Genomic DNA, 20,010 nt, shown 5'->3' with positions numbered 1-20,010 from the left:
ACTGAATTGATGTTGCAGCGCAAGGCTGACAACAATGAATTTGCAAATGCGGCAAGTGTAAACCGATTTGCCCAGATTATGAAGCTTTGTTCAGTGTCCTGAGTTACTAATTCGTTGAAAAATAAATCAGGCGAAATCGGTATGAGACAAGGAGCAAAGCACAGCAAGGCTGGTGCCTTGCGCGCATTTGCGAGGCAGTATCGTATCGATTCTCGCCGGATTTATTCAACGAATTAGTAACTCAGGACACAAGAAGGCAAGTCTTTTGCTGTCATGCGCGCAAGAAATGAAACAGGTTGCGCAGCATACCGGCGGTGGCTCCCCAGATGAAATGCTGCTCATAGGGCATGGAATAAAATTGCCTCTGGCCGCTACCGTCAGGCAGTTCAAACAGGCGGCGCTGGTGATGCTGGCCATCCATCAGAAAAGCCAGGGGTACCTCGAAAATCGATGCAACTTCAGTAGGATCAGCGCGCAGGTCAAAACCGGGGTCTACCAGCGACACCACGGGGCTGACGCGGTAGCCGGTGCCGGTATGGTAATCCGGCAAATGGCCCAGCACATCCACATAACGGCGATTCAGCCCCACCTCTTCTTCTGCTTCACGCAGCGCGGTTTCTACCGGATTGATGTCTTCTTCTTCAAAACGCCCACCAGGAAAACTGATCTGGCCAGGATGATGATTCAGATTCGCGGCACGCTCGGTCAGCAGCAGGGTCAACCCGCTCTGGCGGATGACGATGGGTATCAGTACCGATGCCGGGCGAAAAGGCAGGTTTCTGGACAGGGAATGTTCATCATTGATTTCTGGCGTCCACTCGGGCGGCTGGGCAAAACGTGCACGCAACCACGCTGGCGACAGCCGGCTGACAGGCACCGCCGGCTCGGTCGCCACGGATTGGATGGGCAGGGATTCAGGATTCAGAAAAATGTTGCTCACGATGAAAAAGTCTGCGACCACATCAGGCCCGGAACTGCTATCACAATCGCGGGGGGATTTAATTCAAACCGGGACAGAGACTGCTTTGCCTGTCCGGGCACACTAAAAAGCATTTGAAAAAAGCAATAAAAAAAGGATGCCTGAGCATCCTTTTTTCGATACGGCAATAACAGATATTACTCTGCTTTTGCAGCAACAACCTTACGTGCTGGCAATTTCTCTTTGATACGAGCAGATTTACCAGAGCGTTCACGCAGGTAGTACAACTTGGCGCGACGTACGTCACCGCGACGTTTCACTTCGATAGAAGCGATCAGTGGGGAATACAACTGGAATGTACGCTCAACGCCTTCGCCGGAAGAAATCTTACGGACGATGAAGTTGGAATTCAAACCACGGTTACGACGAGAGATAACAACACCTTCGTAAGCCTGTGCACGTTTGCGTGTGCCTTCAACAACGTTGACGCTCACTACAACTGTGTCACCTGGCGCAAAGTCAGGGATGTTCTTGCCGAGGCGAGCAATTTCTTCTTGCTCTAATTTTTGGATCAGATCCATTTTTTACTCCTATGACCATCTTGCCGACGCCGCAGAATCTGGTTCTGACTGATGCCCGGTAGAGGATGGGGTTTAACATGTGAATCAATTGATCCACGCTTAAAGATTCCAGCCCTGAAGCTGAAAAATACTACAAACTGCTTAAAAACTTTTCGTCAGCACGGCTCAACAAACCGGCAGCACGGGCTGCGACGATCAAATCCGGGCGTTTCAGTTGACTGGCTTGCAGTGCACGCTGACGGCGCCATTTTTCGATCTCGGCATGGTTACCGCCCATCAGCACGGCAGGCACGGTTTCGTCTTCAAATACTTCTGGCCTGGTGTAATGCGGGCAATCCAGCAAGCCATTGACAAAACTGTCCTGCACTGCCGACGCCTCATCATGCAAGACACCGGGGATTTGCCGTATTACGGCATCCATCAGTGCCATGGCTGGCAATTCACCGCCAGACAGCACAAAGTCACCAAGACTGATCTCTTCGTCGACATACCTGTCAAGCAAACGCTGATCAACAGCCTCATATCTGCCACACAACAAGACCAGACCCGCAGCTTCAGACAATTGCATGACCTTTTGATGGGTCAGCGGTTTGCCTTGGGGTGACAGATAAATGACCTTGGGTACCGCCTGTGCCGAGACAGACTGGCGCTGCTTTGCCGCGTCAATTGCCGACTGCAAAGGTTTTGCCATCATCACCATGCCGGGGCCACCGCCGTAAGGCCGGTCATCCACGGTACGATGCCTGTCTGTGGTGAAATCACGTGGATTCCACAGCTTCAATTCGCATTTTTGTTGCTCGAACGCCCGCCTGGTCACACCAGATTGGGTAATGGCAGCGAACATTTCGGGAAACAGCGTAATGACATCGAACTGCATGGCTATGCCTTCTGAGAACCTATTTACGATCCTACTGCGCGAGCGTGATCGGGGCTCATGTACTCAAGTACATTCCACTTTCTGCGCTGCGTTTTTGTTACTCTGACCCCGCTGACGCACGCTCGCTACAGATCGTAAACAGGTTCTGAATTCATCACCTTAATAATCACTACCCCAGTCGACCTGGATTTTGCCTGTCTTTTGATCCACTTCCTTGACGAAAGTCTCTACAAAAGGAATCAGGCGTTCGTGTTTCGCCAGTTCATTCTCAGGTACATCCGCTGCTGCCACCCGTAAAATCGGATGCGCACCGTTGTCCATCAAATCCCTGACGACACCTAAATTTTCACCCTGAAGATTGTCTACCTGCAAACCTATCAGATCGAGCCAATAGAATTCACCGGTCCCCAAAGCAGGAAAATGCTTGCGAGAAATTTGTACAGTTGCACCTTTCAGCGCTTCTGCGGCATTTCTGTCAGGCACACCTACCAGCCGCGCAACCACGTCTTCGCCATGGATTTTGACTTCCATGCGATCAACATCACGCAACTCAGGCTTATCCAACCACCAGGTCTTAGCTGACAGCATTGCATCAGCATCAGCAGAATAAGGACGTATCCTTACCCAGCCATGAATACCAAATGCTCCCGAGATATAGCCCACCAGGACCAGATCATCAGGAACATGAACTCCAGCAGACATCAAAGCGGCTATTAAGCTGCAGCTTTGGAGGATGCTACCAGACGAGCTACTGCTGGCGACAATTGCGCGCCAACACCTTGCCAGTATGCCAGGCGATCTGCTGCTACACGTACTGTTTCGGCATTACCAGTTGCTACAGGGTTGTAGAAACCGATACGCTCGATAAAGCGACCATCGCGACGATTACGGGAATCAGTTGCAACGATGTTGTAAAAAGGGCGCTTTTTTGCGCCACCACGAGCTAAACGAATAACGACCATAATATTTCCAAAAAATGTCTGAACGCGGAAAAAGCTGTAGATTATAGCCCGTTTCTTAAGCAAGTCGCAAGGACTATCCCACTTTTCCCTTGCGCAATCGCATTTTTATTGATCAACGTGACTATTCCGACACATCAGGGCGGCTTGACATACAATCACAGCTTCCACTTTGATGACATGCTGCAATGACACTCGCCAATACCACACCGCATAAAAATAAAGCCCTGACAGCATTGCTGGCCGCCGTATTTGGCTGCATAGGCCTGCACCGCTTTTATCTTGCTGGCAAAAAAGACAAGTGGGGCTGGCTGCATTTCAGCTCACTGCCACTCAGTATGGTCATCCACTATTTCTATTTTGGCAAACCCGAAATCGTGCAATACAGCCTGCTGCTGATTTCTTTCCTGGCCGCCATACTGCAAGCACTGGTCATCGGCCTGACACCGGATGAAAAATGGGATGCAAAATATAATAGCAAATCCGGTAAAACCAGCGAGTCAACCTGGCCACTGGCCCTGCTGCTGGTGCTGACACTGGGTGTTGGCGCATTTACGCTGATCGCCGCCATTGCCCGCACCTTTGACCTGCTATACACCGGTGGTGCATACGGTTGATCTGATTACCGGGCAGAAAAACGGCGCCTGTCGCGTGCGCCATGCGCCATCTACCTGAATAAATAAAATGCCCCCGAAAAATTTTTCGGGGCATTTTCACTTGCCTCAACAATACCGATGTATTAACGAACGAACAAGGCAATCAGAATAACGATAGGCAGAGGTATGCCGAGCAGTAAAAGTAAAATTGAACGCATGATAGGCTCCAAAAAAAATAGACAATGAGGTATCCCCCTGCCCCACCAGGAAGCAAGGGTGACGATTATGAAATCACATGTGCCTGGTCACGTTGACGACCACCCAGTGTTGCTGCCAGGCTGGCCACAAACGCACCGAGAAGCAGTGAGACAAACATCCACAAGGCAGAATTTGCAGCAGCCCTGCGTGCCTGATCAGCCGCTGATTTAGCCGCACTCCCAATATCTGTTACCACTTTATTCATTTGATCAAAGATTGCATCAACACGTTTTGCTGCATCCACCGGTGTCATTTCCGTGCGTTTGGCGACGATGCTTGCCAAATAGTCCCGGTCACCCGGCGATAGTGCACCGGCCACAACACCAACAGATAAAATCCTGCTCACTTCCATGTGTGCAGCATTGCTATCTGTAGAAGCCTGCCCGGAGCGCAATAACATGTCCGTAAAATAATCAACCGGATTCATTTTTGTGCTGCCTGCGGCAGGCGTTCCTGCTGCCGCTGCGACTGCTGTTGTCGCTGCGATACCCGCACCTTTCTCTGCTGTATCAACTACGCCACTCACTATGCTGTGTGCAGCACTGGCCAGCAAACCCACCGTCAATAATGAAGCCACGGCCCATACCAGCATGCCATGTGCGGTATCGCGAAAGTACACCTCATCGTCATGCACGTTGCTCCATTTGATGCGTAAGCGCCCGGCGATATAGCCACCTATACCAGACGCCGCAAGCTGGGTAAAAGCCAGCCACGCAATGGTAGATATACCCATTACAGTCGCGTTATAAGACCAGGGTGACACCGAAGATAAACCCAGCCCGGCACCCAGCATCAACAGTATCAAGGACAGTGCGGCCGCAGCCACTGCACCGGCCAGCACAGCCCCCCAGGACACGCCCGAAATGCCTGAACGGGAAGCGTTTTCCTGGGTGACTACCAGCATATTTGCATCAGTCGTATTGTTGTTCATAGAAGTATCCATCCGCTTTCAATTGGTTTTTATTCGCAAGGAGTTCTGAAGTCTTTTCATCAAAAACCTTCAAGAATGACTTCAGCGTATGCGCCGCAATAGTTGATGTCTGTACGTTAACGAACACTGGCGTAACAGTTAAAGAGCCTGCCATCAGTCCAAGCTCGCGGATCATGTTTGAACGCTGCCAGACAGAAAGCACTCAGCGAAGCTGCACGCAACAGACAGCTTGATGTGCAATGGCAGAAATCAGGCTGCATATGCAAATTGTTTGCGTGCAAAAGCCCAGATCATGCCGGATGCATCGGGACCTTTGGGATCGCTATAGGCATGGCCCGCAGCACCACCGCTCCATGCATGATCCAGTCCATTTATCTCGCATAAGGTGATGACGATTTGTCCCCGGATACGATAATCGGTCATCGTTGCCGGGTAACGTGCGCCGCGCTGAACGGTACGCGCCATGCCCGCTTTCGCCCCCGATTGGGCAGCCCATTGCTGCGCCAGCAATGCACTATTGACGGGAGCAACAACGTGGTCTTTACTGCCCTGCATGATCAGCAAGGCTGGCAACTTCAATCCTGCTGGCAGCGCATCAGCCACAAGCCTGCGCCCACGCATTGCCATGATGGCCGTTGCGGATGAATGCGCAAGACCGGTAGCAATGCCGGAATGCATGGCCAGCACCCGAAAACGTTCAGGGTGTCGTATCGCCATAAGTGCGGCCATACTGGCTCCTGCAGATAATCCGGCCAGCGCAATGCGACGACTATCCACTGGTTGTGTCAAACAAATTTGATCGATCACCACATCGATAGAATCAGCCTCGCGTTGCGCCCTGCCAGAGCGCGTGTCGTACCAGTTCCAGCAAGCCTGAACATTCGCAAGACGCTCTTGCTCAGGGTAAAGCACAAGAAAACGTTCTCGCCTGGCAATTTGATTCATTCTGGTACTTGCTGCCAAGGCTGCGGCATCTTGTCCGCAACCATGCAGCATGACGATCAGAGGAAGAGATTCCGTGCCCCGCACACCAGGTGGCTTATACAGACGATAGCGCCTTGCACCTGTCATGCCGACAGTCAATCCGGGCTCGCTGCGCTTTTTCGACACCGGTCGTGTTGTAACCGGTAAGCGTTTGCGTTTTTCCGGCGCCGTCGTCAGCGCTTCCCTGATCACCCTGGATCCCGCCCGTGTCGCTGTCTTCGCCATCTTGCTGACAATACGGGTGAAAGATTTTCTCCATAGTGCCGTGCCTATGCGCTTAGTCATGGATGCGTTCTATTTTTCACTCTTTATCCTCACGCCTTGTCACCCTGGATCACTCCCTCTCAGCCACCACGTATGGACAAAAAGGCTTCCTTGACCCGTGCCAAACCAAAACGCCATATCTGGTCAATATGGATATGTGGCATGGACGGTAGCTCTGCGGGATCGATAAAGACATTCAGGAGCGCGGGGCCGCTTGCAGCAAATAGCTGGCGCAAGCCGTTTTCCAGTTCACTGGATTTTCTCACTGTAAATCCTGATGCACCACAGGCCAGGGCAAAGGCGGCAAAATCCATATTCGGAAATGTGCTGCCTTTATCTGCAGGCAAACCCGCCTCTTCCATTTCAAGATGGACCAGACCCCATTGCTGATTATTGAAAACAATCACCTTGACCGGCAAATGATGTTCTACACTGGTCATGAATTCACCCAGCAACATGGTAAAGCCTCCATCCCCTACCGCCACGATGACTTGCCTGTCGCGATTCAGGGCCTGCACGCCGTTGGCCTGACCCAGGCTGGTGCCGACAGCAGCGTTATTGAATGAAGCCAGAATCCTTTGCTGGCCAGATTGCTGCAACCAATTACCGCACCAGAGTGTCACCACGCCCGTGTCGATGATAATGGCAGCATCACTTTGCGCATGCAGGCTGATGCCACGTGTCAGAGCCTGCGGATTGACATGCTCATTGCTGTCTTTCAACCTGGCTTTTTTATCCAGCATCTCTTCCCATTTTTTGCGTGCTTCGCTCACGCTCTGCAAAAAATCCTGATCTTGCCGCTGCGGCAATTGCCCGAGCAATTGCATGACACTGGGCTTGACCGCACCGACTATGCCCAATTGCACGCCGGTGCGTCGCCCCAGCACCTCGGCGCGCAAGTCGATTTGTATGACCTTACCGTTCCTGGGCAGGTATTCGGTATAGGGGTAATCAGATCCCAGCATCAGCACCAACTCTGCATTTTGCAGGGCATCAACACCCGGCGCACCACCTATCAGGCCCACCCCTCCCATCCAAAAAGGATGGTCATGGGCCACCATGTCCTTGGCCCGAAAAGTATGCATGACAGGTGCCTGCAAACGTTCTGCCAGTTGCAGTACTTGTGCAATGGCAGAGCGACAGCCGGTACCAGCAAAAATCGCGATTTTTTTTGATTGGCTGATTAAATGAACCGCCACCGCAACATCTTCAGGATCGGCAGCCATTTCTGGTGCGGCACGCAGGGTGGCCAGACTGCTCATCGTGGCATCCGTTTTTGCAGAGAATACGTCTGGCGGAATGTTCAGGTGAGCAACTCCGTGCATGCTATAAGCATGGGCAATAGCCTGATGGAATATATGTGCTGCCTGTTCTGCATTCGTCAGCGTCTGGGTATATACCGCGACATCGCGAAACAGCAGATCAGGTGTATTTTCCTGCAGATAATCATTACCCCGCTGGGCGGCAGGTACCCCGCCAGAAATAGCCAGTACAGGGGCATGATCTTTGTGCGCCTCATACAAGCCTGCGATCAGGTGATTGGCACCCGGACCTGTCGTACCACAACAGACCGCAAGCTTACCGGTCAACTTGGCCTGGCCTGCCGCCGCAAGCGCAGCACCTTCTTCATGCCTGACCCCTATCCATTCCATACCTTTGTGTCTTCGTATGGCATCAGTAAAAGGATTAAGCGCATCGCCCACCACCCCAAAAATCTGACGAACACCAATGTCATATAAAGTGGCAACCAAAAATTCAGCGACGGTTTGTTGCATGGGATTCTCCTCATCCGGGGCGCGCGATCTGGGCAGACAACATCAACAGCGGGCAAAACAGATGCCCAGCTTTGATGGTAGAGGTGAACGTGAAAAGCCTCTATGCGCTAACGCACACAGGATTTGGGGGGAGACAAGCCAGGGAAGGACAAACAGGACAACATCAAAAAAAACGGCTCATTCAACATGGAATGAGCCGTCCTTATTCAGCTTACATTCAGCTTCTACTCAGTTTCTGTTCAAACATACCACTTATTTTCTTACAGCCCGCATCAGAACTGGTCTTCTGACAAAGCCATGACACCAGCACTGCCATCCACAATTGCCGAACGCAAACCTTGTGCTGCCGACAGGATATGGTCAGCGAAATAACGTGCCGTGGCGATCTTGGCTTTCAGGAAAGCCGCATCGCCCTCGCCCGCATCCAGTTTTTGCTGGGCGATGATGGCAGTACGCGCCATTTGCCAGCCACCGAAAACGATGCCTGCCAGCTTCAGGTACAGGACACTGCCGGCAAACACGCCTTTGATGTCTTGCTTGAAGTTGGTGACGACATAATCAACCACATCTTCCAGCGCAGCTGTACCTGCTGTCAGTTGACGCTGTATCGCCAGCGCATCAACAGAACCAATCGCCGCCAGTTGTGCTTCTGTTGCGCGCATGTCAGCGATGAATGCCTTGGCTGTGGCGCCGCCATCGCGTGAAGTCTTGCGGCCTACCAGGTCATTCGCCTGGATGGCTGTCGTGCCTTCGTAGATCGTCAGAATCTTGGCATCGCGGTAGTGTTGTGCCGCGCCGGTTTCTTCGATGAAGCCCATGCCACCGTGTACCTGCACACCAGTCGATGTGACATCCAGCGACATTTCTGTGGACCAGCCTTTGACGATAGGCACCAGGTATTCATATTTGGCCTGGTTCGCCTTGCGTACTGCGGCATCTGCATGATGATGGGCAAAGTCGCTGATACCGGCAGCCACGTAGGCCAGTGCACGAGCGCCTTCGGTCTGGGCACGCATGGACATCAACATGCGGCGTACATCCGGGTGGTTGATGATGGCAACCGGGCCGGCAGAACCTGCCAGGTCACGTGACTGCACACGGTCTTTGGCGTATTGCACGGCCTTTTGGTAAGCGCGTTCTGCCACGCCTATGCCCTGCATGCCAACGCCAAAGCGGGCTGCATTCATCATGATGAACATGTATTCGAGGCCGCGATTTTCTTCGCCAACCAGGGTACCCAAGGCACCACCGTTGTCGCCGAATTGCAATACCGCAGTCGGGCTGGCTTTGATGCCCAGCTTGTGTTCTATCGATACGCAATGTGCATCATTGCGTGCACCCAGTGTGCCGTCGGCATTCACCAAAAACTTGGGCACGATGAACAGGGAAATACCTTTCACACCTTCTGGTGCATCAGGTGTGCGTGCCAGCACCAGGTGAACGATATTTTCTGCCATATCGTGTTCACCATAGGTGATGAAAATCTTGGTGCCAAATACTTTGTATGTACCATCACCCTGCGGCACTGCACGGCTGCGTACCATCGCCAGGTCAGAGCCGGCTTGTGGCTCGGTCAGGTTCATGGTGCCTGTCCATTTACCGGAAATCAGGTTTTCCAGGTAAATGGCTTTTTGTTCGTCGCTGCCTGCGGTCAGCAGGGCTTCAATTGCGCCATCGGTCAGCAAGGGGCACAGGGCAAATGAGATACTTGCCGCATTCAACATTTCTATGCACGGCGTTGCCACCAGCTTGGGTAATCCCTGGCCGCCAAATTCTTGCGGATGCTGCACACCCTGCCAGCCTGCTTCACCAAACATCTTGAAGGCTTCTTTAAAGCCCTTGCTGGTGAAGACTTCGCCGTCTTTCCAGTAGCTGGGGGCCTGGTCGCCAGGAAAGTTCAAAGGCGCCACCACCTCACCAGCAAACTTGGCGTTTTCTTCCAGCACAGCTTCTACGGTTTCTGCCGTTGCATCTTCACAGCCAGGCAAGGCATTCACTTCCGCCAGACCGGCCAGTTCATTGATGAGGAACAGCATGTCCTTGACAGGGGCAACATAGCTCATTTTTGTATCCCAAAAAAAGAAAAAGGGGCAGGTCAGGAAGATCGCTAGAAATAATGCGATAAACCGCTTACCTGCCCCCGTCAGGCCGCCGCAGCGACCAAAAAAATTAACCTAATTCAGCAACAAGCTGTGGAACGATTTCAAACAAATCGCCAACAATGCCGTAATCCGCTACCGAGAAGATCGGTGCTTCAGGGTCTTTATTGATAGCGACGATAGTTTTGGAATCTTTCATACCGGCCAGATGCTGAATCGCGCCAGAAATACCAACGGCGATGTACAGTTGCGGCGCAACGATCTTGCCGGTTTGGCCCACTTGCCAGTCATTCGGCACGAACCCTGCATCCACCGCAGCACGGGATGCACCCATCGCTGCACCCAGCTTGTCAGCCAGCGGTTCCAGAATCTTGAAGTTGTCGCCAGAACCCATGCCACGGCCACCGGAAACGATGACTTTGGCAGCGGTCAGTTCAGGGCGGTCAGACTTGGCCACTTCACGGGAAACGAAAGCAGATTTGCCAGAGTCAGCAACGGCAGTAATTGTTTCAACAGCAGCAGAACCGCCAGTGGCAGCAGCATCAAACCCTGTGGTACGTACGGTGATGACCTTGACGGCATCAGTCGATTGCACGGTCGCGATGGCATTGCCGGCATAGATAGGACGCTCGAACGTATCAGGGCTGTCTACCTTGGTGATTTCAGAAATTTGCGATACGTCGAGCTTGGCTGCAACGCGTGGCAAAATGTTTTTGCCGTAGGCAGTTGCTGGCGCCAGGATGTGGCTGTAGCCAGAAGCGATGGCCAATACCTGTTCAGCAATGTTTTCTGCCAGACCATCAGCAAAATGCGCTGCATCTGCATGCAATACTTTGGCAACGCCAGCGATTTGTGCTGCGGCTTGTGCCACTGCGCCAGCATTGAAGCCAGCAACCAGTACGTGTACATCTGCACCACATTGTGTGGCAGCAGTGATGGTATTCAATGTGCTGCCCTTGAGGCCAGCGTTGTCGTGTTCAGCGATGACGAGTGTAGTCATGATGTCTTCCACTTGATGTGTCGTCAGGAACCATGCCCTGCCAACAAAAATTATTCTTAAATTCTATCTTTATCCAAACCTGTCCAGGCTTAATCAAGCCGGATGAAATCAGCCAATGACCTTGGCTTCATTGCGCAGCTTGGCAACCAGTGTGGCCACGTCAGGTACCTTGATACCAGCGCTGCGTTTTGGTGGCTCTACCACTTTCAAAGTCTTGACACGGGAAGCAACATCCACACCCAGGTCTGCCGGTTTGACATTGTCCAGTTGTTTTTTCTTGGCCTTCATGATGTTAGGCAAAGTCACATAACGTGGCTCATTCAAACGCAAGTCAGTGGTGATGATGGCTGGCAGTGTCAGGGACAGCGTTTCCAGTCCGCCGTCAACTTCACGTGTCACTGTGGCTTTACCATCAGCAACCGTGACTTTGGATGCGAAAGTCGCCTGTGGCCAACCCAGCAGGGCTGCCAGCATCTGACCAGTCTGGTTGCAATCATCATCAATTGCCTGTTTGCCGAGGATGATCAGTTGTGGTTGTTCTTTGTCAGCCAGTGCCTTGAGCAATTTGGCCACAGCCAGCGGTTGCAATTCTGCGTCACTTTCGACCAGAATACCGCGGTCAGCACCAATCGCCATGGCAGTACGCAGGGTTTCCTGGCATTGCGCCACGCCGCAAGAAACAGCGACGACTTCAGTCACGACGCCGGCTTCTTTCAGGCGAGTGGCTTCTTCAACAGCGATTTCATCAAATGGGTTCATGGACATTTTAACGTTGGCGATATCAACGCCAGAGCCATCAGATTTGACACGTACTTTGACGTTGTAATCGACGACGCGTTTGACTGGTACCAGGACTTTCATAGTTCTGCCTTTATGAGCTAATTGGGAAATACCGAAGGTGATACAAATATACTAAATACAAACACAGACTGAATACTGAAAATTTGCTGCCTGACGCTGCCATAAAGCTTGTGGCTTTACCGAAGAGCACTGCCCCACCCTGCACTTAAGGCACTGACTTACCACTACTTACTTATATTACTGCGCTTTCGCATTCTCAAATTGACGTATACGTAAATTCTAATGATTATAAAACGAAAACATCAACATTTTGCATAATTTAGCACGAGCGTTCTTTTTAATCCACTTAAGTGCTAGAGCAGAATGCCTAATCAAATCGCAAGCAATGACAAAAATGCGGCGATGCAAGATGAAAAACAACTAAATGAATAGTGCTACCTATGCCGCCAGCACCGGCATCTGAATAAAGACAAAGCAAGGACAAAGCAATGATAAAGCAGCCAGAGGCATCCGCGCCGGACGTAAAAAAACCCGCAACATGGATTGCGGGTTTTTTTTAGCTGCGTTGACAACGTCCATAGGCTTACTAGCCTATGTCTATGCAAGCTGATCAAACTTCTTGAGCCAACTTATTTGCCAGCCTATTTTTGCCAGCCTATTTATTACTTGCGTTTGATGAAATATTCAAACTCTTTACTGCCTTCCATGTGCGACAGCAATTCATTGCCGGTCTGCTTGGAGAAAGCTTTAAAGTCGCGCACAGATCCAGGATCAGTCGCCAAGACATGCAAGACTTCACCGGTGAGCATTTCTGCCAGTGCCTTCTTGGTCTTTAAAATTGGAAGAGGACAGTTCAGTCCGCGTGCATCCAGTTCTTTATTGAATTGCATGATTTTCCCAGTAATGCAAATTAATTGAGTAAGCTAATTCGCCTGACAATCGATGCACCAATTCTACCGGATTTTTCATTGACATGGTGCATTGCAGCAGACTAACAACAAAAGAGTTCAACTTCTTTAAAGCTTTCGCACAAAAGCGGTGCAAAACTATAAATTCTCTCTCTTGAGCTTACGCTTCCATCTTAGTCATTAAACTTACTGGCGACTGACTTGAGTCAATTATTTGATCAAAACAATTGTAAAATCCCGCGATGATTGTCAGCAGGACACCAATTCGTGACTCAATGCATGACGCAATGCATAACAGTATCTGTCTGATCTGACCCAGAACATAGGGTTGTGGGGAATTTTGGAGATTTTTATGCGCAAGCAAAATAAAAATATTATTTACTTTCCCATTCTGCATACACTGGCTCCAGACCACGGGCACGCATCCAGTCTGCCATGGCGTGGCCGGTGCCAGCATTCCAGGGCCGAAGTTTTTCTGGCGCGATCAGGCGATATTCCAGCAGTTCTGGTGACAGCCGGATTTCGCCGGATGCCTTGACGTGATAGGCAATGATGAGCTCGTTTTTGCGAATGAATTCATAGACACCGATGAGGGTGATCTGGTCAGCATCGAGATTGGTTTCTTCCTTCAGTTCCCTGGCGACGCCCTCTTCTGGCGTTTCACCACGTTCCATGAAACCGGTGATCAGGGCAAAGTTTTTTTCTGGCCATGCGGCGTTGCGCGCCAGCAGGATATGGCCTTCGACTTCAACCAGGGCAGCCAGCACCGGCAGCGGATTATCCCAATGCGTCCAGTGTCCATCCGGGCAAGCCAGGCGCAGCTTGCCGGCTTCCTGTTCATCAGGACGTTCTATCAGTGACGTAGCACAAACGGGGCAAAATTTAATTTCCATGCAGACCTCAGACTGTCATTCGCTGGTGGCTGTGAGGCTGGGTAATTGGTAGCCCTGGCTTGATACTGGCACAGACTACCAATTCTCTGGCAGCCTGTTTAAGTTTGTTTCTGTGTAGGTACCATGGCCTGGCGAGGATGCAGGCGCGCCATGGCATAACTGTCGACAAATTCACCATTGCGAAAAGCATGTGCGCGCATGGTGCCTTCCATGTCGAAACCAAATTTCCTGTACAAATGTATGGCTGCAGCGTTATCGCAAAACACCGTTAATTCCACACGCAGCACATTCAGCCAGTTATCCGAAATATGCAATAACTCGGTCAGCAATGCCGAGCCGACACCGCGCCCGGAAAACGCATCTGCCACGCCCATGCCCAAACTGGCCACATGCTGACGCCTTTGGGCTTTTTCCAGATGCAGGCTGGCTGAACCAACCACTACGCCATCATAGATGGCGACCAGACGGGTATCTTTGGGATCGGTCTTTTCCAGCCGCTCCTGCCACATCTCCAATGAAGGATGTGGCAGTTGCAAAGTGCCTGAATAGGTGCCCGTGCTGGCGAACACCCTTTGCAGCTGGGCCGCATCTGATATTTCAGCGCGACGTACGTGTATCATAATTTGGCGCTGACCCATTCGCTGACACCAGCCAGTGCTTTTGCCAGGCCACTGGCATCCGTACCACCGGCTTGTGCCATGTCAGGACGGCCACCACCTTTGCCACCGACTTGCTGGGCCACAAAGTTGACCAGGTCACCGGCCTTGACTTTGGATGTGCTATCCGCTGTCACACCAGCGATCAGGCTGACCTTGCCATCATTCACGGCTGCCAACACGATGGCTGCAGTTTTCAGCTTGTCTTTCAGCTTGTCCATGGTTTCACGCAGGGCGGTTACATCAGCGCCTTCCAGCGTTGCTGCCAGTACCTTGATGCCTTTGACATCCACAGCCTGGTTCACCAGTTCATCGCCCTGGCTGGAAGCCATTTTGGATTTCAGCGTAGCCAGTTCTTTTTCCAACGCCTTGACGTGATCCTGCACCTGACCAATACGCAGCGTCAATTCTTCTGGCTGGGTTTTCAGGGCAGCAGCCGCTTCATTGATGCGGCTGTTCAGGTTTTGTACCAGCGTCAGCGCAACTTCACCCGTCACCGCTTCCACACGACGGATACCGGCAGCAACACCGCCTTCGGCGACGATCTTGAACAGACCGATATCGCCAGTACGGGACACGTGCGTACCACCGCACAGCTCGCGCGAAGAACCGATGTCGAGTACACGTACTTCGTCACCATATTTTTCGCCAAACAGCGCCATGGCACCGTGCTTGACCGCATCGTCATAACCCATGACTTGTGCCTGGGTAGCAGCATTCGCCAGAATTTCACGGTTGACGATGGTTTCTACCTGACGGATTTCATCGGCAGTCATGGGGCCATTATGGCTAAAGTCAAAGCGGGTTTTTTCCACATCCACCAGCGAGCCTTTTTGCGACACATGTGTACCCAGCACTTCGCGCAAAGCCTTATGCAACAAATGCGTGGCTGAGTGATTGCGCATGGTTTGTGCGCGAATTTCTTTCGCAACTTCAGCTTTCACACCTTGCGCTACGCTAAGGCTGCCGGATTTCAACACGCCATGATGACCAAACACATCGGCCTGCACTTTCAGCGTATCACTGACTTCAAATACCGTATCATCTGCTGTCACCAGCACACCGGAATCACCCGCCTGACCACCAGATTCAGCATAGAAAGGCGTGGTATCAAGTACCACGATCGCATGCTGGCCAGCCTTGATTTCATTGACGGCACTGCCATCCACATACAAAGCGATGACCTTGGCTTCATGCTGCAACTGGTCGTAACCGACGAATTTGGTTTTATCGCCGCTGTATTCAATTGCCGCAGCCATCTTGAATTTGCCGCCTTCACGCGCTTTCTTCCTTTGCGCTTCCATCGCCACTTCAAAACCAGCTTCGTCCAGCGCGACTTTGCGCTCACGGCAAATATCTGCTGTCAGGTCCAACGGGAAGCCATACGTGTCATACAGCGTGAACGCAGTTTCGCCATCGAGATTCTGACCATCTTTTGCCAGTGCCGCTTCCAGTATCTTCATACCGTGTTCCAGCGTTTCGCCAAAACGTTCTTCTTCCTGCTTCAAAACCTGGGCAACACGTTCAGCCGCTTGAGCCAGTTCAGGATAAGCAACGCCCATTTCCTTGACCAGATCGGGCACCAGCTTGTAAAAGAAAGGCTGGCTTTGACCCAGCTTGTGGCCATGACGCAAGGCACGACGGGTAATGCGGCGCAGCACGTAGCCACGGCCTTCGTTACCAGGGATGATACCGTCAACAATCAAAAAGCCCGCACAGCGGATATGATCAGCAATCACGCGCAGAGAATTGTTTTCCAGATCCGTACAGCCGGTTTCACGCGCAGCAGCCTTGATCAGGTTCTGGAAAGTATCGATTTCATAGTTGGAATGCACATGCTGCAAGACTGCAGACAAACGTTCCAGACCCATGCCCGTATCCACGCATGGTTTAGGCAAAGGGTTCAGGACACCCGCTTCATCCTTGTTGAACTGCATGAACACCAGGTTCCAGATTTCAATGAAACGGTCGCCGTCTTCATCTGGCGAACCTGGAGGGCCACCCCAGATTTCCGGTCCGTGATCATAAAAAATCTCGGTACAGGGGCCGCAAGGACCCGTGTCAGCCATTTGCCAAAAATTGTCGGATGCGTAACGTGCACCCTTGTTGTCGCCAATGCGGATAATGCGCTCTACCGGCACGCCGATTTCGTTTTTCCAGATATCGTAGGCTTCGTCATCTTCCTGATAGACAGTAACTGTCAGCTTGTCTTTTGGCAAACCATAGACAGCCGTCAACAATTCCCAGGCGTAGTGAATCGCATCTTTCTTGAAATAATCGCCGAAAGAGAAATTGCCCAGCATTTCAAAGAAAGTATGGTGACGCGCCGTATAACCAACATTTTCCAGATCATTGTGCTTGCCACCGGCACGAACACTGCGCTGCGCTGTCGTGGCACGGGTGTAGGCACGTTTATCCTGACCCAGAAACACATCCTTGAACTGCACCATACCAGAGTTGGTGAACAGCAAGGTAGGGTCATTGCCAGGGATCAGACTGGAAGAGCGCACACGTGTATGGCCCTTGGATTCGAAAAAGCTGAGGAATTTATCGCGGATTTCTGACGAGTTCATAGAGTGATAGTTCAAAGCTGAAAAATAGGGGTAATTTCTGATTATACGGTATAAATTCGGCTGGATATCTATGGGGGTTGATGGCTGACGGCTGGGATTATTGGAAAAAGTGCCTGAAAACCTAAGACTTCTCAACACAGAGGCGCGGAGACACAGAGAAAACCGGAGGAAACCACAAGGTGTTTTTTGATGATTTGATGTTGTTTTATCGTCATCAGTATCAGTGGCGAGTACTTGAATATGCAACAATATGATTATCTTTTTTACAAAGACGAACTCATCAATGAAGATATCAATACAACTAAAGGCGGGCCCATGGCAGCAAGCGCGTCTTTAAAATCAGTGGCAGAAGATCGTCGTGACACTTCGAAGCAAACCTTGGAAGACATTAATCTCAACACGTACGAATATCTTATGAACGTAGAGAAGAGAATTTCCAGGCGAAAATTGTGTGAAAATAACATCAATTTCACGTTATGTGCATAATGTCCACTTCTGAAAAAACAACTTCACTATCGCTCGGCTCAGATACGCCGAAGACCGCGCCATCTGATGATGCCTATGGTTACGCGGCGTTTAGCGCACGTCATTTTTCGACATTAGACAGAATGCATATATTTACCTTCAGTAAACCACAATGCACTACCTATCAGAAAGGTTGCGATGAAAAAGAACATTGAAGCGTTTATAAGATATCACCAGTCAAAGGAGGCGCTCGCAGAATACACGCAAATTGGCGCCGCCGCTATACAGCTACTTCGGTTAAATGTCTCTGTGTCAAATGGAGCAAAGTTACTTGGGCAATTTGTAGATGCGTGCGATGTAGCGCATTGGGGCGAAGATAAGAGATTTCCAGATCCGGTCAAGAAAACGCGCGACATTGGCGAAATGCTATGCAATCAGGTGCTAGTGCAACAGATTTCCTCGTTCGATTTATTTAGTCGATCGATTGTTTCGGATTTTGCGAGATTTTCGAGTTTGGCAAGAAAAAACAACCCTCACTTGATGCACCATCACACGCTATGCATCCTTTCCCCACAATCACGTTGGGTGGCGTCGCCATGTTGCAACGAATTTGAAAACAAGTTGGGTGATCTAATCAGCAGATTAACAGACCTAGAGATCATGATTCAATGGAAAATGTCCCAGTCATTACAATCTGTTATGCCACTCTTCGACTTAGCAAGGATGTGCAGAAACAGAATAGTACATGGTGATGGTATTGTCGGATCTGATCTTGAGGAACATTCAGAAAGCAAGCAGGTTAGCGATGCGTTTGCGAACTTCAAGAAACACTATGCACGCGCCGATCTTCCTCCGCTTCCAAAACTTGTTCGGGGGAAGCAAATTGTATTGTCACCTGCAAATGCTATCTTTTTTGGAGCCGTTTTATATGAATTTGCAAGAGAGCTTAATGATCACGTATGCGCTCAAATCTCTGACAAAGAATTCGTGGAAATGGCTTTTTTTTATGGCTGCCTTGTTGAGACCCATCCTGCAAGAACGATTAAGCACCGTGATGCGGGAGCTCGAATCAAATACTTTTTAACATCAAGATACCTATTTAAAGACACTGCAAGAATCAAGGATGCTTCGTTTTATTTGAAGGAAAAAGTATGGGGAAAAACGGGCAAAGTGAATGTGGAAAGCACATATTGGAAAGTTGCGTTGGCTAGACATGAGGCCATTCGAGTCGAGCCTGTAAATAAAAATGTGTAAGCCCGCGTAGATGCGAATAGCCCTGCGTATTCGCACGCATGATCTTGTTTATTGATATTTTTACAGACTCTACATGCGTGCGATTCGTTACGCTAACCGCCACTACGCACTAAATACCCCTGAAAAAAATAGCTTTCCTTGGTACAGTTGCGATCCAGCACTTATCAAATGGCCGTAATTAGTCCAAGCGATTGAGCTTCGAAATGTCAACCAGATTTTGCAGGGAGCGCCATGCCAGCAGTTTTAAACACTATTCTGATTTATGCGAAAAACCCGTCGGCTACGGCTGAGTTTTATCGCAAGTTCTTTGACTTTGAAACCACCGGCGAAATAGTTGAGGGTTTGATTGAGCTTAATTCTCCCGCATCTGGTGCCAGTATCCTGATTCATCAAGCAGCCAGGACCGTTAAACTCGGTCAGGTTGGTGTGAAGCTGATGTTTAGCGTCGAGGATGTTGATGGTTTTAAAGAACAATGTGCGCAACGTGGCCTGATCTTTGGCAGCACGCATCAGGCTAACGGGTATTCTTTTGCGAATGTCAAAGATCCCGATGGTAATTCGGTGGCGATATCAAGCCGTGCATACCGTGCTGCGGTCTGAGCGATCAGGGGTGCTTGTTTGGGTGGAGATCAAGATGGTACGGGCTCCGTGTAGGTGCGAATAGCTAAGCGTATTCGCACGCATTTTTTTATGCGGTTATTAATATTTTCTAATCTCGACATGCATGCGAATAAGCCCCACTAATCGCACTTTCACAGATTAACCAAATACCAATTAGCGGGGCTCGCAACTATGAAGACTTTCGTTCAAGCTCGAAGAATTGCTGAGGCATGGGTTGAAATTATGATCGACGGGGATTGCGCCATCGATATATCGAAAACCAAGACAAAGCCATACGGTTGGCTTTTCTATTGGAACAGCAAAAAATATCTGGCTGACCCGGCGAACCATATGGAAGCACTTGTCGGAAACGTTCCAATTTTCGTTGATCGCGTGAATGGTGAAGTCTTGGTCGCTGGCCCTGCTGGAATCGATTGGTTTGCGAAGTATGAGACATCGATTCCACCTGCACGGCTATTGATGACGCCCGAGCCAGCTGTTTGGGACAATGTGGCTTGAAGGCGCACGACAACATGACTTTTCCGAAAGACGCAAGTCTCGCAATGCTGGTAATGCGCCTCCGCGCTGCCACAGACATGCAAGTGTTAGCGTGCAAA

General features: G+C 50.6%; 20 protein-coding genes. 4 read left to right on the top strand and 16 right to left on the bottom strand.

Translation table 11 applies throughout. From position 1 onward, the window contains the following. Positions 1–271: 271 nt before the first annotated feature. The 5 genes from H8L32_RS12170 to rpsP form a co-directional block, all read right to left on the bottom strand. Entirely contained in the window at positions 272–940 is a 669-nt protein-coding gene (locus tag H8L32_RS12170) for a CoA pyrophosphatase (RefSeq protein ID WP_186947496.1), read from the bottom strand. 176 nt (positions 941–1,116) lie between these two features. Then, positions 1,117–1,500 (bottom strand): 50S ribosomal protein L19, encoded by a 384-nt coding sequence (rplS, locus tag H8L32_RS12165; RefSeq protein WP_186947495.1) that lies wholly within the window; start codon positions 1,498–1,500, stop codon positions 1,117–1,119. Between the two features lie 130 nt (positions 1,501–1,630). After that, complete coding sequence (gene trmD / locus H8L32_RS12160; protein ID WP_186947494.1) at positions 1,631–2,377, bottom strand: tRNA (guanosine(37)-N1)-methyltransferase TrmD; 747 nt, start codon at positions 2,375–2,377, stop codon at positions 1,631–1,633. 159 nt (positions 2,378–2,536) lie between these two features. Further along, complete coding sequence (gene rimM, locus H8L32_RS12155; RefSeq protein WP_186947493.1) at positions 2,537–3,079, bottom strand: ribosome maturation factor RimM; 543 nt, start codon at positions 3,077–3,079, stop codon at positions 2,537–2,539. Between the two features lie 11 nt (positions 3,080–3,090). Next, positions 3,091–3,339 carry a 30S ribosomal protein S16 gene (gene rpsP / locus H8L32_RS12150; protein WP_186947492.1) on the bottom strand — a complete coding sequence of 83 codons (249 nt, stop codon included), beginning with the start codon at positions 3,337–3,339 and terminating at the stop codon, positions 3,091–3,093. Positions 3,340–3,524: 185 nt separating this feature from the next. Here rpsP and H8L32_RS12145 point away from each other — a divergent pair, with 185 nt between their 5' ends. Then, positions 3,525–3,953: an NINE protein gene (locus tag H8L32_RS12145; protein ID WP_186947491.1), complete on the top strand. Its 429-nt coding sequence runs from the start codon at positions 3,525–3,527 to the stop codon at positions 3,951–3,953. A 262-nt stretch (positions 3,954–4,215) separates the two neighbouring features. Here H8L32_RS12145 and H8L32_RS12140 read toward each other — a convergent pair whose 3' ends face one another. The 11 genes from H8L32_RS12140 to alaS form a co-directional block, all read right to left on the bottom strand. Then, on the bottom strand, positions 4,216–5,121 hold the full coding sequence (locus H8L32_RS12140) for a hypothetical protein (protein WP_230412178.1): 906 nt from the start codon (positions 5,119–5,121) through the stop codon (positions 4,216–4,218). After that, positions 5,102–5,296 (bottom strand): hypothetical protein, encoded by a 195-nt coding sequence (locus H8L32_RS12135; protein ID WP_186947490.1) that lies wholly within the window; start codon positions 5,294–5,296, stop codon positions 5,102–5,104. Before H8L32_RS12135 ends, H8L32_RS12140 begins: the two co-directional genes overlap by 20 nt. A gap of 74 nt (positions 5,297–5,370) precedes the next feature. Next, complete coding sequence (locus tag H8L32_RS12130; protein ID WP_186947489.1) at positions 5,371–6,390, bottom strand: extracellular catalytic domain type 1 short-chain-length polyhydroxyalkanoate depolymerase; 1,020 nt, start codon at positions 6,388–6,390, stop codon at positions 5,371–5,373. Positions 6,391–6,449: 59 nt separating this feature from the next. Then, positions 6,450–8,144: a thiamine pyrophosphate-binding protein gene (locus H8L32_RS12125; protein WP_186947488.1), complete on the bottom strand. Its 1,695-nt coding sequence runs from the start codon at positions 8,142–8,144 to the stop codon at positions 6,450–6,452. Positions 8,145–8,416: 272 nt separating this feature from the next. Further along, positions 8,417–10,207 (bottom strand): acyl-CoA dehydrogenase, encoded by a 1,791-nt coding sequence (locus H8L32_RS12120; protein ID WP_186947487.1) that lies wholly within the window; start codon positions 10,205–10,207, stop codon positions 8,417–8,419. Between the two features lie 106 nt (positions 10,208–10,313). Beyond that, positions 10,314–11,243 (bottom strand): electron transfer flavoprotein subunit alpha/FixB family protein, encoded by a 930-nt coding sequence (locus H8L32_RS12115; protein ID WP_186947486.1) that lies wholly within the window; start codon positions 11,241–11,243, stop codon positions 10,314–10,316. A gap of 108 nt (positions 11,244–11,351) precedes the next feature. Beyond that, on the bottom strand, positions 11,352–12,104 hold the full coding sequence (locus H8L32_RS12110; RefSeq protein WP_186947485.1) for an electron transfer flavoprotein subunit beta/FixA family protein: 753 nt from the start codon (positions 12,102–12,104) through the stop codon (positions 11,352–11,354). A gap of 602 nt (positions 12,105–12,706) precedes the next feature. Further along, positions 12,707–12,934, bottom strand: a complete 228-nt coding sequence (locus H8L32_RS12105) for a sulfurtransferase TusA family protein (protein WP_186947484.1) — start codon at positions 12,932–12,934, stop codon at positions 12,707–12,709. Positions 12,935–13,326: 392 nt separating this feature from the next. Beyond that, positions 13,327–13,845, bottom strand: a complete 519-nt coding sequence (locus H8L32_RS12100; RefSeq protein ID WP_186947483.1) for an NUDIX domain-containing protein — start codon at positions 13,843–13,845, stop codon at positions 13,327–13,329. A gap of 98 nt (positions 13,846–13,943) precedes the next feature. Continuing rightward, complete coding sequence (locus H8L32_RS12095; RefSeq protein ID WP_222619331.1) at positions 13,944–14,465, bottom strand: GNAT family N-acetyltransferase; 522 nt, start codon at positions 14,463–14,465, stop codon at positions 13,944–13,946. After that, entirely contained in the window at positions 14,462–17,074 is a 2,613-nt protein-coding gene (gene alaS / locus H8L32_RS12090) for an alanine--tRNA ligase (protein ID WP_186947482.1), read from the bottom strand. The genes H8L32_RS12095 and alaS overlap by 4 nt, the downstream gene beginning before the upstream one ends. A gap of 663 nt (positions 17,075–17,737) precedes the next feature. Between alaS and H8L32_RS12085 the strand changes: the two genes are divergently transcribed. From H8L32_RS12085 to H8L32_RS12075, 3 genes are all read left to right on the top strand, one after another. Continuing rightward, the gene (locus H8L32_RS12085; protein ID WP_186947481.1) at positions 17,738–18,793 is read left to right on the top strand and encodes a hypothetical protein; all 1,056 of its coding nucleotides are present in this window, start codon (positions 17,738–17,740) and stop codon (positions 18,791–18,793) included. A 231-nt stretch (positions 18,794–19,024) separates the two neighbouring features. Next, a complete protein-coding gene (locus tag H8L32_RS12080; RefSeq protein ID WP_186947480.1) occupies positions 19,025–19,393 on the top strand; it encodes a VOC family protein in 369 nt (122 codons plus the stop codon). A gap of 192 nt (positions 19,394–19,585) precedes the next feature. Beyond that, positions 19,586–19,912 carry a YrhB domain-containing protein gene (locus tag H8L32_RS12075; RefSeq protein WP_186947479.1) on the top strand — a complete coding sequence of 109 codons (327 nt, stop codon included), beginning with the start codon at positions 19,586–19,588 and terminating at the stop codon, positions 19,910–19,912. Positions 19,913–20,010 lie beyond the last annotated feature (98 nt).

Origin of the sequence: Undibacterium hunanense, assembly GCF_014284335.1 — a bacterium.
Classification (GTDB): domain Bacteria; phylum Pseudomonadota; class Gammaproteobacteria; order Burkholderiales; family Burkholderiaceae_D; genus Undibacterium; species Undibacterium hunanense.
Note: the sequence above shows the minus strand (reverse complement) of the source record. Positions and strands in the feature narration are given on the sequence as shown.